The sequence below is a fragment of the Alphaproteobacteria bacterium genome (assembly GCA_004295055.1).
Taxonomy (GTDB): domain Bacteria; phylum Pseudomonadota; class Alphaproteobacteria; order SHNJ01; family SHNJ01; genus SHNJ01.
Genome location: SHNJ01000029.1, coordinates 15,847 through 31,244, shown reverse-complemented (window position 1 = coordinate 31,244; position 15,398 = coordinate 15,847). Strand labels below are relative to the sequence as shown.

9 protein-coding genes are annotated in these 15,398 nt (G+C 49.4%); 7 read left to right on the top strand and 2 right to left on the bottom strand.

The window, feature by feature from the left end; all coding sequences use genetic code 11:
* From EYC62_06890 to EYC62_06880, 3 genes are all read left to right on the top strand, one after another.
* Positions 1 to 1,158, top strand: a 1,158-nt coding sequence (locus tag EYC62_06890) for an aconitate hydratase (protein ID TAH33390.1), incomplete at its 5' end; no start/stop codon positions are given.
* A 637-nt stretch (positions 1,159 to 1,795) separates the two neighbouring features.
* A complete protein-coding gene (locus tag EYC62_06885) occupies positions 1,796 to 2,977 on the top strand; it encodes a DNA cytosine methyltransferase (protein TAH33389.1) in 1,182 nt (393 codons plus the stop codon).
* A 10-nt stretch (positions 2,978 to 2,987) separates the two neighbouring features.
* Positions 2,988 to 4,511 carry a hypothetical protein gene (locus EYC62_06880; protein TAH33388.1) on the top strand — a complete coding sequence of 508 codons (1,524 nt, stop codon included), beginning with the start codon at positions 2,988 to 2,990 and terminating at the stop codon, positions 4,509 to 4,511.
* A 61-nt stretch (positions 4,512 to 4,572) separates the two neighbouring features.
* Here EYC62_06880 and EYC62_06875 read toward each other — a convergent pair whose 3' ends face one another.
* A complete protein-coding gene (locus EYC62_06875; protein TAH33387.1) occupies positions 4,573 to 8,031 on the bottom strand; it encodes an indolepyruvate ferredoxin oxidoreductase family protein in 3,459 nt (1,152 codons plus the stop codon).
* Positions 8,032 to 8,572: 541 nt separating this feature from the next.
* Here EYC62_06875 and EYC62_06870 point away from each other — a divergent pair.
* Complete coding sequence (locus tag EYC62_06870; protein TAH33386.1) at positions 8,573 to 8,845, top strand: hypothetical protein; 273 nt, start codon at positions 8,573 to 8,575, stop codon at positions 8,843 to 8,845.
* Positions 8,846 to 8,882: 37 nt separating this feature from the next.
* The gene (locus tag EYC62_06865) at positions 8,883 to 9,707 is read left to right on the top strand and encodes a hypothetical protein (protein TAH33385.1); all 825 of its coding nucleotides are present in this window, start codon (positions 8,883 to 8,885) and stop codon (positions 9,705 to 9,707) included.
* 119 nt (positions 9,708 to 9,826) lie between these two features.
* On the opposite strand, the gene EYC62_06860 is transcribed toward EYC62_06865, so the two are convergent.
* The gene (locus EYC62_06860; protein TAH33384.1) at positions 9,827 to 11,659 is read right to left on the bottom strand and encodes a long-chain fatty acid--CoA ligase; all 1,833 of its coding nucleotides are present in this window, start codon (positions 11,657 to 11,659) and stop codon (positions 9,827 to 9,829) included.
* A 75-nt stretch (positions 11,660 to 11,734) separates the two neighbouring features.
* Here EYC62_06860 and EYC62_06855 point away from each other — a divergent pair, with 75 nt between their 5' ends.
* A complete protein-coding gene (locus EYC62_06855; GenBank protein TAH33383.1) occupies positions 11,735 to 13,537 on the top strand; it encodes a M3 family oligoendopeptidase in 1,803 nt (600 codons plus the stop codon).
* Between the two features lie 251 nt (positions 13,538 to 13,788).
* Entirely contained in the window at positions 13,789 to 15,150 is a 1,362-nt protein-coding gene (locus EYC62_06850) for an AarF/ABC1/UbiB kinase family protein (GenBank protein TAH33382.1), read from the top strand.
* Positions 15,151 to 15,398 lie beyond the last annotated feature (248 nt).

The window sequence follows — 15,398 nt, the reverse complement described above, 5'->3', positions numbered from 1 at the left end:
CTGGATAAACCAATCGCCAAAGCCGTCGAAGAAGGCGATACCGTTGCCGTTTCCGTTCTATCTGGCAACCGCAACTTCGAGGGCCGGATTAACCCGCACGTAAAAGCGAATTATCTCGCTTCGCCGCCGTTGGTTGTCGCTTATGCCTTGGCCGGGTCGATGAATATCGATCTGACCAAAGAGCCGCTGGGCACAGGCAAGGACGGCAATCCGGTTTATTTGAAAGATATCTGGCCAAGCAACGATGAAATCCACGAATTGATGCGCAAATCGTTAACGCCTGCGATGTTCCGCAGCCGTTATGCCAACGTTTTCGACGGCGGCCGCGAATGGCAGGATATTAAATCCGCCAGCGGCCTTACCTATGGCTGGCAGGATAATTCCACCTATGTTAAAAACCCGCCTTACTTTATGGGCATGCCGAAAGAAGCTGGCAAGTTCCATGACATCGGCGGCGCTCGCCTGCTGGCTTTGCTGGGCGACAGCGTGACCACCGATCACATTTCCCCGGCTGGCGACATCAAGAAAGACGGTCCGGCTGGAAAATATCTGGTTGGCAACGATGTTCCGGTTTCCGAATTTAACTCGTACGGCGCGCGGCGCGGCAATCACGAAGTGATGATGCGCGGCACCTTTGCCAACATCCGCCTGAAAAATGAAATGGCGCCAGGCACATCGGGCGGCGTGACCAAACATTATCCATCCGGCGAAGTGATGAGCATTTACGATGCGTCTATCAAATATCAAGACGCGGGAACGCCACTTGTGGTGTTTGCCGGCAAAGAATACGGCACCGGATCGAGCCGCGATTGGGCCGCCAAAGGCACCAAATTGCTGGGTGTTAAGGCGGTTGTCGCCGAAAGTTTCGAACGCATTCACCGGTCCAACCTTGTCGGCATGGGAGTATTACCGTTGCAATTCAAAGATGGTATGACCCGCCAAAGCATCGGTTTGGACGGCAGCGAGACCATAGATATTGTGGGTGTTGCCGGCGGTATCAAACCATTAATGGATGTGCGTTGCATCATTACGCGCGCAAACGGCAAGAAAGAAGAAATCACTTTGCTGTGCCGCATCGATACGGTCGACGAAGTTGATTACTATCGTCATGGCGGAATTCTGCCATACGTGTTGCGCAACATGATGGGCGCGGCGTAACAGGCGAGAGTGAAAAGGCGAGAGGCGAGAGAGAAATATTTTCTGCGGTTAGTTGTTATCAAAGTAATTATTAATTAAATCTTAAAATAAATTTTTCTTCGCACTCTCGCCTCTCGACTATCGCCTCCCTACTGTGTCTTGCATCACACAGTGTGTTTTCAAAAATCCTGTCAAGTGAAATTTGGTCAAGAAAAATTTCCATCTATATGTCATGATGATCATATGGATGCGGCAATTGTGCTTCATCCGCTTCTCAACTTAAGTAGGAGATATCATCATGGCAGCTGCAAAACGCAAGGTCGCAAAGAAAACGACCAAAAAAGCCAAGAAAAAAACCGCCAAGAAAAAGAAAAGATAGTTTCTTTTCGCTTCTAGCGTAGAAATTCTTAAAGAAAACCGCCCGATTCGCGATTAGCAACCGGGCGGTTTTTTTTATTATTTATATGCTACGCATCTTTTTTAGGGGAAACGCCAAGCAAACCAGGGATTTCTTACCGGGATAACTTTGCACAGGTCTTGTATAGTGCCTTTAATATGGGTATTCACATTTTGTTCTCAAAGGTTGTATTATGAAATTTAATAGTTTAATAATGAAAAAAATTATAGAGCATAATGCAATATCACAGAGCACTTTGAAATGAGCAAAAGCGCGGCCCTGCTTAAAAAGAAAGTACCTAAGCGTAGATTTAGAATTGCGCATAATCATAAGTTGGGCCGTAAAAGCGCTGCCCCGGCAAGGCCGAGAGAAAGACAATATACGGCATTATCCCTATTTTCAGGTGGGGGTGGATTAGATTTAGGGTTCTCTGCCGCTGGATTCAGTATCGGATGTTCTAATGATATTGATTCATACTCTTGCAATACTTTATTGCTGAACAGCGGCAGGAAAAATTTTTACAACCACATACATTCCATCAATGCAGATATTCGGAAAATAACGGCTTCCACCCTTCTTAAAGCATCAAATCTAGAGCCAAGCAACATAGATATAATTTTAGGTGGGCCCCCATGCCAGGCATTCTCCATATTCGGACAAAGAAAGGGTTTGGATGATCCCCGCGGAAATTTGGTCTGGGAATATCTTAGAATTATAAAAGAAGTCCAGCCAAAAGCTTTTGTTTTTGAAAATGTCGCTGGGCTTAAATCCATACACGGCGGAAAACTCTATCAAGAAATGCTTGAACGGCTATCTTTGAATGGCAAATATGCCGTATCGGCCCACAGCTACCAAATGGCCGATTTTGGTATACCTCAATTCCGCGACAGGGTTTTTGTGGTCGGTGCAAGGAACGGTAGAACGGTGCCGGAAATGCAGCCAACTCACGGCCCGAATTCAACTTTAGCATCTAAATCTTATAAAACCGCTAAAAACGCCCTTCGCAATCTTCCTGCCCCAGGAAAAGGCTCAAGCCTACCCAATCATTCGGGTCGTAAACATAGCGAGAGGATTGTCGCTCGCTATAAAAATTTAGAATTTGGAGAACGCGATCCTAAAACACGTATTAATAAGCTGCATCCCGACCGCCCAAGCTTCACTATTATTGTGGGTTCGGACAAAGGCGGAGGCAAGGGGCATGTGCACCCCTTTGAACCAAGGGAAGTAACTCCCCGTGAATCGGCACGTATGCAAACTTTTCCTGATTGGTGGGAATTCCACGGTTCAGGCAGACACGTTATCCGCCAGGTTGGCAATGCCGTCCCACCCCTATTTGCCGCACTTTTCGCCGAACATGTAAAAGTCCATGTGTTTGGGGAGAAATCGAAAAAAAGTTACAAAGAATTGATTTCTATTTTGGGCCTCGATTATTTGGAAGAATAATGCCTCCTCTATGATAACCGATCTTTTCAGCCATAAAATCCATTCCAGCGGCGAAGATTGGCCGGACAAACTGGCTGAAATAGCGGCGATTTTTGGCGAATTTGACGGGCAACTTTACGATCGCGAAGCTTTTGAAGCGCGATTGCAGAAAATCAGTCCCCGAGCTTCATACTTGGCTAGTAACGGCAGAATGGATGTATCAAAATTCAGAGATGAAATCAGTGCGTACCCCGCATATCTAGGATTATATTTCCTGGAGCAATCCGCTTACGGTTGGATAGTCCGCCTCGGCGCGACAACCAAAAAATTCCTTTTGCGCGAAGATCCTGATGTTGCTTCTTTCTTACGGCTGCAACTTCCACTCTTCCAATACCCTAACGCTATGGGTGCTGCGTATACGGGCTCCACCAACCGTTTACGGTTGCAAGCAAACACCCGGGACAGAACACTGGAATTTATAAGTAAAAAAATCCATATTTCCCCGGTCAGATTGATTTCAATGGGTCTAAAGGCAGATACTCATCTAAGGAATTGCAGCATTTTAGAAGCCGCAATTTCATATGATGAAATTTTTGGATTGGCAAATTCTCCCGATATCAATAAAGACGCTTTACCGAAGATAGAAAAAGTCATTTCTAACCTTCAGCTTGCACGCGCAGGTCAACTCGAAATTCCTGAACGATACGAAAGCCGCTTTCATACCTTAAAGCATACCGAGATGTACGATACTCGGAATAGCCTAATTAGATTGCGCAGAGCGGTAAACGACGCGGACGCCTTGCAGCTTGTAAAAAGGTTTGAAGCAATTTGCTCAATCGACGCACAATTCAATGCTTTTGATCATTGCCGCAATAGCCAGGAAATTGAAAATGTTATAGCTAGCGGCGAATGGGGCAGATATTTTGACGGCGTAAAGATTTTGCCTGCGGAGATCGTAGAGATCCTGGTCAATGACGCTGCATTCGAACCAGGATGGGCTGCCGCCCAAGGACCGACAAGCCAGCCTGGCACCGCTACTGCCGAAATATATCCGCTTAAAGAAAGAACGGGCAGGCCAGCAGCGGTCAAGCCTTATGACCGCAAGCGGGAAATGGCCGATCCTGAGCTGACAAAAATCAAGCGGCAACGCAGAAACCTGGCGCATAAGGAATTGATAGATAAAATGGATGGGTGGCTGCGGTCTATAGGCGCAACGCCTAAAGAAAACGATCACATTGATCTTTTTGCTAAAATACCGAATGATGGATCTTTTATTTTTGAAATAAAAAGCGGTGGAGACAGCCTCCTAGAACAAATCAGAAAAGGCCTAAGCCAATTATACGAATATCAATATAGATACAAGTCCCTAATTAACGATGACCATGTATCCCTATGCCTGGTTTTGCCGGGAGACCCGCGTTCCATTCCTTGGATTACCGAATATTTGTGCAAAGACCGAGGGATTAACATTTGTTGGTTTGAAGAAGATGGTAAACTGATGTGGCCAGAGTTATGCTCTCCGGAAATGAAATTTCTTGATTTTCAATCTAATTAAAACTTCAACAAAAAAAACAATGAGTGCGGACTCGCTCCAGCATTCCCACCGAGCTATAAGATTACCCAGCCAGAAACGCATCGCGCAATTTGGCTTGTTTATCCTGGATTTTGGCCAAATGAGCTTCTTTGATATGGCCATATCCACGGATATGTTCCGGGATATTGGCCCATTCCACCGCCATTTTGTGATTACCAGGCGATAGGCGTCCCAGCATCATATCGATAGTATTTTCGTAATCTTCGGCCAATTTGCGTTCCATGCGCCGTTCCGCCGTATGGCCGAAAATATCGAATGGCGTGCCGCGCAGAAAGCGGAATTTAGCCAGAACGCCAAAAGCGGGCAGCATCCAAGAGCCAAAGGTCATTTTTTGCAAATGGCCCTTATCGTCGCGCGGAGCCAGTAAAGGCGGCGCCAGATGGAATTTCAGTTTATAATCGCCATCGAATTGCTGGCGCAATTGAGATAAGAATTGGCCATTGCTGTACAACCGGGCAACTTCGTATTCGTCCTTATACGCCATCAATTTAAACAGATACTTGGTCACCGCCCAGGATAAATCGTCCTTGCCGCCGACCCGTTCTTGTTCCGCGCGGCGGACGCGTTGAATCATGTCTTTGTACCGCTTGGCGTATTTGGCGTTTTGGTAATCGGTTAAAATTTTAACGCGGCGGTCGATAGCCTCGTCCAGGCTTTCGGATTTAATGTGATGCGGCGGCACGTGTTTCGGCCGGACCAGTTTTTCGACCGATTCCCAGTCAATCGCCGCTTTACGGCCCCAGGCAAAGGCCTGTTTATTCATATCGACCGACACCTGGTTCAATTCAATCGCACGCAAGATAGATTCCAGGTGCAGCGGAATCCAGCCCAGTTGGAATGCGTAACCCAACATGAATAAGTTGGTCGCAATCGAATCGCCCAAAAGACCGGTAGCCACGCGCGTCGCATTGAAAAACTTCACATGATCCTGGCCCAGCCGCGATTGGATCGATTCGGTCATTTGCAGGGACGGGAAATGCAGATCCGGGTTGCGGGGGAAATTGCCGGTAACCGCTTCGTTGGAATTGACCAACGCCCGCGTTTTGCCGGTTTGCATTTTATCCATCGTGTCGTCGTTGGCGGTGACCACCAAATCCGCGCCGATAATATAATCCGCCGCGCCCGTGCCAATCCGCACCGCGTACATATCTTGCGGTTTCGGGCCAATGCGCACAGGGCTCCACACCGATCCGCCTTTTTGCGCAAGGCCGGTCATATCCATGGTGGTGCAGCCCTTGCCTTCTAAATGCGCGGCCATACCGAGCAAGGCGCCGATAGTAACAACGCCGGTACCGCCAACGCCGTCCACCAGCAACGATATAGGATGATCCAACGACGGGATTTTCGGCAACGGCAGCTTGCCAGCGCCGGATGGGTCCTCGTTACCCGATTTGTTTTTGCGCAATTTACCGCCCATCACGCTGACAAAGCTGGGGCAGAAACCTTTGACGCAGGAATAATCCTTGTTACAGGTCGATTGATCGATGGCGCGCTTGCGGCCAAATTCGGTTTCCACCGGCGTTACCGACAGACAATTGGATTTCACGGAACAATCGCCGCAACCTTCGCAAACCTGGTCATTGATGAAAATGCGGCGCGGCGGATCGTAAAACTCGCCGCGTTTGCGGCGGCGGCGTTTTTCCGCAGCGCAAGTTTGATCGTAAATCAAAGCGGTCACGCCGGGATGTTCGCGCAAATCGCGCTGCAATTGATCCAATTCGCTGCGATGATGAATGGTAACGCCGTGCGCGAATCCAGCGCCCAGCGGATAATGTTCCGGATAATCGCTGACCACGACGACTTTTTGCACGCCTTCGGCTTCTAATTGCCGCGTGATTTGCGGCACGGACAGTCCGCCTTCGACCGGCTGGCCGCCAGTCATCGCGACAGCGTCGTTATATAAGATTTTATAGGTAATGTTTACGTTGGCGGCAATGGCCGCACGAATAGCCATTAAACCCGAATGGTAATAGGTTCCATCGCCCAAATTAGCAAATACGTGATTGGTACTGCTGAATGGCGCTTGGCCAACCCACGTCACGCCCTCGCCGCCCATTTGCGTCACGGTTGACGTGCGGCGATCCATCCATAGAGACATAATATGGCATCCAATACCCGCAAGCGCCGTTGAACCTTCGGGAACATTGGTGGATGTATTATGCGGACAGCCAGAGCAATAATATGGAATACGGTTAAAACTGATCGTATGCGGATTGCGCGCATCCAGAATATGGGTAATGGATTTCGCCTTATTTTGAATCCGTTCGTAATCGCCGAATTTCGCAATTCGCGCGGCAATCGCCACGGCGATTTCGCTGGACGACAATTCATCGATGCTAGGCAGCAATATCGCGCCATTTTCATCCAGCTTGCCAACGATGCGCGGACGCATACCAGGCTGGCCGTACAGAATGTTCTTGAATTGATGTTCCATCACGTCGCGCTTTTCTTCGGCGACGAAAATTTCTTCTAACCCTTGCGCGAATTCCAGCGCCTTCGTAGGCTCCAGCGGCCAGGGCATAGCGACTTTGTACAAACGAATGCCCAAATCCATCGCCGCTTTTTCATCGATGCCCAGTTCGAATAACGCCTGACGAACATCCAGATACGATTTGCCGGTCGATACGATGCCAAGCCGCGCCTTTGGCGGGTTCCAAATAATTTGATCCAATTTATTGACCCGCACGAATTCTTTTGCCGCCGGGACTTTGTGGTAATGCAATAATTCTTCTAATCCAACCGGCGGCCAGTTCGATCCGCGCTGGTTCAATCCGCCTGGTGGCATTGGAAAATCTTTTGGAATAATGGTAAGGCCGCGATCCGGGTGGACCTCGACTGATGCCGAAGAATCCGCCGTGTCCGATACAATTTTCAATCCGATCCATAAACCGGTAAAGCGCGACATGGCCCAACCGATCATGCCGTAATCCAGAATTTCCTGAATGCCCGCCGGATTTAGAAACGGCGTCATGAAATCCATGAACGCAAATTCGCTTTGATGCGCCAGGGTAGACGATTTACAGGCGTGATCGTCGCCCGTTACCATCAGCACGCCGCCATTTTTCATCGTGCCGGCCAAATTGGCGTGCTTGATCGCATCCGACGACCGGTCGATGCCGGGGCCCTTGCCGTACCACATGCCGAACACGCCGTCATATTTAGTGCCGCCGGTTAAATCGATTTGCTGTGTGCCCCATACAGCGGTCGCCGCAAGATCTTCATTAATACCCGGTTCAAAATGAATGTGATGCGTGTCGAGATATTTTTGCGCTTTCCACAATGCTTGGTCGACACCGCCCAGCGGCGAGCCGCGATAACCGGAAATAAATCCCGCTGTATTTAATCCTGCGCGCACATCGCGCACGCGCTGCATCAACGGCAGGCGCACCAACGCCTGAATACCCGTCATAAACACCCGCCCTTTTTCAAGCGTGTATTTATCGTCTAATGCGACGGACAATAATTCCGGTTTGGTGAGCATGCAGTGTAAAGAGACCTTTATCTTGTGGAATCACGCAAGTTAGCGCGCCTTCTTGCAGATGCCAAACCCCAAAGCATAATAAACGCTTATAATAACAAGGATAAATTCGGATTCGTGACTTTTCGATCTCCCGTTTTATATGAAAGTCAACAGTAATTGGCATATAATTCCAATTTAGATACAATAAATATTTTATTGTTCTAAAAATAAATGTCATAATATTGCAATATTACTATGAGATCGTAGAGTCAAAGGTCCTCCAATACCTTGAATATGTTGAAGTTGATGGAAGCATAAAAGGAGTACGAACATGTAAAAGTCTTGGAAAGATTGAATTTCAGACGAATGAACGAAGGGCCGGAATCCGCCGGCCCCCATAAATAGGAAGGTGCGCGAACGAAAACGGCCATGATGCAGGATATTGAATATCCAATTTTGCCTTAGTTGAGTTTTTTAGTCTCTCTCTACCCTACCTTGCTGGATTATGTTTTCGGACTTGATCCAGCATATTTTTTAAGATCATGGCCCTCGCGCAGAAACTATGCCCATTAATACCGAAGCAATGGATACTCTAAAATCAGGGGCCTTATTTACCGCCGGCGCCGCGTGTTTTGGCGCCATCATTGGCGCAATGCAAGGCGCTTATGCTGGCGCATTTACCGCGATATGCACCGACGCAACCTTTTCCCAAGGGATCGCCACCGGCGCAAAATGGGCCGCATTGGCCTGGGCCGGAACGACAATAGTTGTCGGCAGCGCGATGACCTTGCAATCTTTCCGCGAGGAGCTTCATCAAAATTCCCGCACACGCTAATCTTGTTTTATCGGCGCAATCCTGATACAGATCGGAAATGGCAAAAATTATCAATGCTGGCTCCGACCTTATCGATCTCCGCCCCACCGATCATTTATGGCTGAAAACCGCCTATGCCGATCCGCAATTTGCGTATAATTACTTCGCGCAAGTTTATCACCCCAACGCCAAATTATGGGTACAGAAACAATTCGCCGATATATTGTACAAGGCCGCCGAAATTTCCTGGAACCGGTTTGGATGGAAATTGGTAATTCTGGACGCATTGCGCCCCACCGAAGCGCAAGGCCATATGTATGCCATATGTGAACGCGATTTTTCCCACGCCGCCGCGCGCATGAATAAAATTCCATCCGATTTGGTGGCGCCATCCGGGCGCGGCGCGCATCCGCGCGGTTGGGCGGTGGATTTGGCGCCCGTTACCGAAGACGGCAAGCTGATCGATTTCGGCGGGCATTTCGATCAATTCTGGCGGCCATTTTCCTTGCGCGCGCGGGAATTCCAATCGCCTTTTTCAACCGATGCCGAAATTTTAAAACGCCGCGATGATTTGGAAAATTTAATGCAGGAAGTCGGCCGCGCGCATGGCCAGCCGCTCAGTTGCAAAATCAGCGATGAATGGTGGGATTTCCGCCCCGTTCCCGATTACTATAACCAATTCGCGCCATTATCGAATAACGATTTGCCGGATTATATGCGCATGCTGCCAAGCGACGACGTCCCGCCGCGCAATTACAAAGACCCCGTTTTATTCGAAGCCGTATCGAAAGACGCCAGCGGAAAAGTTACATACGCGCCCATCGCCGAACGATTCGCGCAAAACCGTCCGCCTGCGGAAATTTTGTTGCCGGTAGCATCTTAATTCCTCCCCCTTTGGGGCAGGCGCAAATGCGAAGCGTTTGCAGAGGGGGTTAGGCTCTAAGCGCTTTACCCTCCCCGCTCGTCATAAATGTCTCGCTGCCCCTCCCAAAGGGAGGGGAATTACCCATACAGCTTAGTAATATCGTTTGCATAATTTTGTTTGATTTTATGCCGGCGGATTTTCATCGATGGCGTCAACATACCATTTTCAATGGTAAATCCATCCGAAACAATCGCAAACCGCCGCACGCGTTCGGTGATCGATAATTTTTTGCTAGCCCGTTCGACAGCCGCATTAATTGCCGATTGGACTTGATCTGGCGGCAACCGCCGGAAAAATTCTTTATCCGGTACGATCAATGCCACCACATAAGATTGCTTGTCGCCGAACACCGCACTTTGCGCGATTTCAGGTTCGACATTCAAAAACCCTTCAATACGCTGTGGCGATAAGGTGTCCCCGCCGGACAATACGATAATATCTTTCTTCCGGTCGGTGATTCTGATGCGTCCTTCCGCATCAATTTCGCCAATATCGCCTGTGTGCACCCAAGGCTGTTGATTTCCGGCTCGCGCGCCAGCCGCCCCACCAACCCCGTCGCTCTCGCCGGTCTCAGGATCGATATACCGCAAAACCTGCGCCGTCGCATCGGGATTGTTCCAATATCCCTTCATCGTCAACTCGCCGCGCACCAGAATCTCGCCATCTTGTGCGATTTTAACCTCGGTCGCCGTCACGGGCCGGCCAACGGTGGCAATATCGTTATTTAATGGCGAATTACACGATACAATCGGCGCAGTTTCGGTTTGACCATAGCCTTGCAATATATTCAACCCAAGCGCGGTGAAAAATAATCCAATATCGTAATTCAACGGCGCGCCGCCGGACACCATGGCTTTTAATCTGCCGCCGAATTTCGCGCGCGCTTTGCGACGCACCAGAATATCCAGGATCTTATCGATCAATTTTTCGAATCCGCTGAAAGAATCCGGATTCAAATAACGCCGCTTGCCATACGCAATCGCCTTGTTAAACATCCAGGATTGCAATTTCCCGGCGCGTTTCATGCTGGCGGTGATTTTGCCATACAGCATTTCATACAAACGCGGCACCGCCGTCATGATGGTCGGGCGAACTTCGGTCAGATAGCTGGATAATTTATCCGCGCTTTCGACATAATAAATTTCGGCGCCGATAGATGTGGGGAAGATCATCCCAGCGCTGTGTTCATACGCGTGCGACAACGGCAGAAAGGATAAAAACACTTCGCGTTGCAAGCCAAGCGTCAGCAATAAATCATACGCGCCGCGCGCATTATGCAGCAACGCGCCGTGACTTAGCATCACGCCTTTTGGATTGCCGCCAGTGCCGGACGTGTAAATAATGCAAGCCGTATCTTGGCGTCCGATTGCGCGCAGCAACGAATCGAAATCAATCGGATTTTTTGCGCCGATATCCAATGCCTCGGCCCATGTATGTCCGGGAAAACCCTTATTTCCAGGGTCGTCCATCAACACAACGATTAATTTTCCATTGCCATAGGGAACTTTCGCCGCGCCGGCAAAAATTTTTTCCGCCAGCGTTGCATTCGATACAATCACGGCCTTCGCACCGGAATTTTCCAGCAGATAGGCATGGTCTTCGGCGGTGTTGGTGGTGTATCCGGGGACGGTTATCAAACCCGCGCTCATGATGGCAAAATCGGCGATCAGCCATTCAGGGCGATTTTCGGAAACCAGCAACACACGATCGCCTGGCCCCAATCCCAGCGCGCGCAAAGCGGATGATAATTTTTTCACCTGATCAACAGCCTGCGCCCATGTGGTTGCATGCCAACCCGATTCGGTTTTACGCCATAAAAAATTGCGGTTTTTATATATTTCCGCACGATTAAACAACATATGCGGTAAATTTGGGCACGCTTGATAATCAAAAGCTTGGTTACGATTCATGGGAATTAAGCTTTCTTTAAGAATATCTGATATTATATGGATTATCTCTTGATGCCAATCAATTTGGAAGGTCCCATGGCAAAATCATCCGCAACTAAAACCAAAACCGCCGATCTTGGCAACTTGCCGGAATGGAATTTGAAAGATTTGTATAATGGGATCGACGATGCGGCCATCGAAGCCGACTTTAAACGCGCCGATGCCGAAGCGCGCGCGATCAAGACCGAATACGAAGGAAGGCTTGGCACATTAAGCGGCGCGGAACTGGCGAAGGTTATTGCCCGCTATGAAAAGAACGATGAAATTCTGGCGAAATTGATGTCGTATGCGCAATTGGTGTATGCCGGCAATCAAAGCGACCCGAAATTATCGCGTTTTTATCAAACTTGCCAGGAACGGATGACCGATATTTCGGCGCATACGTTATTTTTCACCTTGGAAATCAATCGCATCCCGGATGATGTGCTGGACCAGCAATTGACTGCGAAATCCCTGCAAAAATATGGCCCGTGGCTGCGCGATGTGCGCGTGTATAAGCCATATCAGTTATCGGACGATTTGGAAAAAATCCTGCACGAAAAACGCGTCACCGGGCGCAGCGCATGGAACCGCCTGTTCGACGAAACCCTGGCGGAATTGAAATTCCCGTATGACGGCAAGGATCTGACCGAGGCCGAGATTTTAAATTTAATGCAGAACAAAGACCGAGCCATTCGCGCCAGCGCATCCAAAGTTTTCGCGAATGTTCTGGCGGCAAACATCCGCACCTTTGCATTCGTGACCAATACGCTGGCCAAGGACAAGGCGATCGAAGATGAATGGCGCAAATTCCCGCGCCCGATCAGCAGCCGCAATTTATCCAATTACGTCGAAGACGAAGTCGTCGATGCCTTGATCAAATCGGTCAAAGCCGCTTATCCGCAATTGTCGCACCGTTATTACAAATTGAAGGCGAAGTGGCTGGGCATGAAAAAAATGGCCTATTACGATCGCAATGCGCCATTGCCGGACGCCGACGACAGCGTGATTCCATGGAATGACGCCAAAAACATCGTGTTGGAATCTTATGGCAGTTTCTCGCCGCAATTGGCTGGCATCGTCAAAGGATTTTTCGATAAAACCTGGATTGACGCTCCAACGCGCAAGGGCAAGGCCAGCGGCGCATTCGCGCATCCGACCGTGCCATCCGCGCACCCATATATTCTGCTGAATTACCAAGGCAAAAAGCGCGATGTAATGACTCTGGCTCATGAGTTGGGCCACGGCGTGCATCAGGTATTGGCCGGCCAGGCCCAAGGCCATCTGATGGCCGACACGCCGTTGACATTGGCCGAAACCGCATCGGTTTTTGGCGAAATGCTTACGTTCCGCAGCTTGCTGGATCATGAAACCGATCCGAAAAAACGCAAAATTATGCTGGCTGGCAAGGTCGAAGACATGCTCAATACCGTCGTCCGCCAAATCGCATTCTGCGAATTCGAACGTCAAGTACATGACGAACGCAAAAAAGGCGAGCTGTCGTCCGAACGCTTGGGTGAAATTTGGATGAACGTGCAAACCGAATCGCTGGGCTCTGCCTTCGATTTCGCGCCGGAATATAATGTTTTCTGGGCCTATATCCCGCATTTCATCCATACGCCATTTTATGTCTACGCTTATGCGTTCGGCGATTGTTTGGTGAATTCGCTGTACGCGGTGTATCAAAATTCCAACCGTGGCTTTGCCGAAAAATACCTGCAATTGCTCCAGGCTGGCGGAACCAAGCGGCACAAGGAATTATTGAGTCCGTTTGGCCTGAATGCCACCCGTCCGGATTTCTGGAATCAGGGGCTTGGCGTCATTAGTGGCTTTATCGACGAGTTAGAGAAGATAGGTTGATGTTAATGCTACCCTCCCCTTGAGGGAGGGTCAAAGCCGCCGGGTGCAAGGATTGGTGTAGCGGCTTGTGCAAATATAAGGCGGGTTTGGGGTGGGGACTTCAGTCTATCTCACTTCCACTAAACTTTCATTTCTTCTACCTCATCCCCACCCCAAAATCACCTCATGCCAGAGTTGGCATGGCGGCTGGCAAAATAAATGGGTGATTTTGACCCTCCCTCAAGGGGAGGGTAATCTGATATACATATCCTATGCCCAAGCCAAAACCAAAAAAACGCACCGAACGCAGCACTCCCATCAGCCGCGCCAAACGGTACGCGCGCGTTGGCGGAAAATTATCCGGCGTTGCGGTCAAAGGCGCGGCACAACGTTTTTTAGGGCTGGAGATCGATAAATCGGCCGAGGCGCAAGCATTGAAAAACGCGCTCGGCGGCCTCAAAGGTCCATTGATGAAAATCGCGCAGATTCTGGGAACCATCCCCGGATCGGTGCCGGAAGAATACGAATTCCAATTGCGCCAATTGCAAACCCAGGCCCCGTCGATGGGATGGCCGTTCGTGCGCCGCCGCATGATGGCGGAACTGGGCCCCGATTGGCAGAAATTATTTAAATCGTTCGAACACGAAGCCGCCGCAGCGGCATCGCTGGGCCAGGTACATAAAGCCGTTTCCAAAGACGGGAAAATGCTGGCGTGCAAATTACAGTACCCCGATATGGAATCGGCAGTGGATGCGGATTTAAAACAACTCGCGTTGATTTTAAAAATTTACAAAAATATGCATGGCGGCGTCGATACCAAAGACGTGTATCAGGAAATTTCCGAACGGCTGCGCGAGGAACTTGATTACGAACTGGAATCCAAGCACATGCGGGTATATGCGCAAATGCTCGCGAGCGAAGACAATGTGCATATCCCGGCGCCTATTGCCGATCTTTCCACCAAACGGCTTTTGACCATGAACTGGCTGGATGGAAAGCCGATCCTGGATTTCAAAAAATCGGATTTGAAAATCCGCAACACGCTGGCGTTACACATGTTCCGCGCCTGGTACGTGCCATTTTATAATTACGGCATTATTCATGGCGATCCGCATTTTGGCAATTACAGCGTGCGGCCGGATTTGTCGATCAACTTGCTGGATTTCGGATGCGTGCGCGTATTCAACCCCGATTTCGTCAAAGGCGTGATCGATTTATATTTTGCCCTGGCGGATGACAAACCGGAATTGGCCGTCGAAGCCTATAAAATATGGGGATTCAAGAATCCATCGAAACATTTGATCGACGTGTTGAATAAATGGGCCAATTTTTTATATGGCCCAATCCTGCAAGACAAGGTTTTAAAAATGAGCGAAACGCACAGCGGCGATGCGGGGCGCAAAGTGGCATCCGAAGTTCATGCCGAGTTGCGTAAAATCGGCGGCGTCAAACCACCGCGCGAATTTGTATTCATGGATCGCGCCGCGGTGGGTTTGGGTTCGGTATTCATCCACCTGAACGCGGAAATAAATTGGTACAAATTATTCCATGAATTAATCGCCGATTTTGACGTCAAAACGCTGGCGAAGAGACAGGCAAAAATCTTACGAGAAAATCCATTACCCTCCCCTTGAGGGAGGGTCAAAGCCGCCGAGCGCAAGGGTTGGTATGACGGCTTGCGCCAATACAAGGCGGGTTTGGGGTGGGGATGCAGTGGAAAATATTATAAATTCTACCGATTAGATAGGCTGGAGTCCCCACCCCAAAAATGCGGATGCATTTTTGACCCTCCCTCAAGGGGAGGGTAGCTTCTTTTTTGCGGCCCCAGAGTAACCATAATATAAAGAAAAAACCCGTTTTGGGCGTAATCCCTTTACCCTGT

Bases quoted from the DNA above. Each gene is read 5' to 3' on its own strand.
- EYC62_06885 (TAH33389.1), top strand. From the start codon at position 1,796: ATGAGCAAAAGCGCGGCCCTGCTTAAAAAGAAAGTACCTAAGCGTAGA.
- EYC62_06880 (TAH33388.1), top strand. From the start codon at position 2,988: ATGATAACCGATCTTTTCAGCCATAAAATCCATTCCAGCGGCGAAGAT.
- EYC62_06875 (TAH33387.1), bottom strand. From the start codon at position 8,031: ATGCTCACCAAACCGGAATTATTGTCCGTCGCATTAGACGATAAATAC.
- EYC62_06870 (TAH33386.1), top strand. From the start codon at position 8,573: ATGCCCATTAATACCGAAGCAATGGATACTCTAAAATCAGGGGCCTTA.
- EYC62_06865 (TAH33385.1), top strand. From the start codon at position 8,883: ATGGCAAAAATTATCAATGCTGGCTCCGACCTTATCGATCTCCGCCCC.
- EYC62_06860 (TAH33384.1), bottom strand. From the start codon at position 11,659: ATGAATCGTAACCAAGCTTTTGATTATCAAGCGTGCCCAAATTTACCG.
- EYC62_06855 (TAH33383.1), top strand. From the start codon at position 11,735: ATGGCAAAATCATCCGCAACTAAAACCAAAACCGCCGATCTTGGCAAC.
- EYC62_06850 (TAH33382.1), top strand. From the start codon at position 13,789: ATGCCCAAGCCAAAACCAAAAAAACGCACCGAACGCAGCACTCCCATC.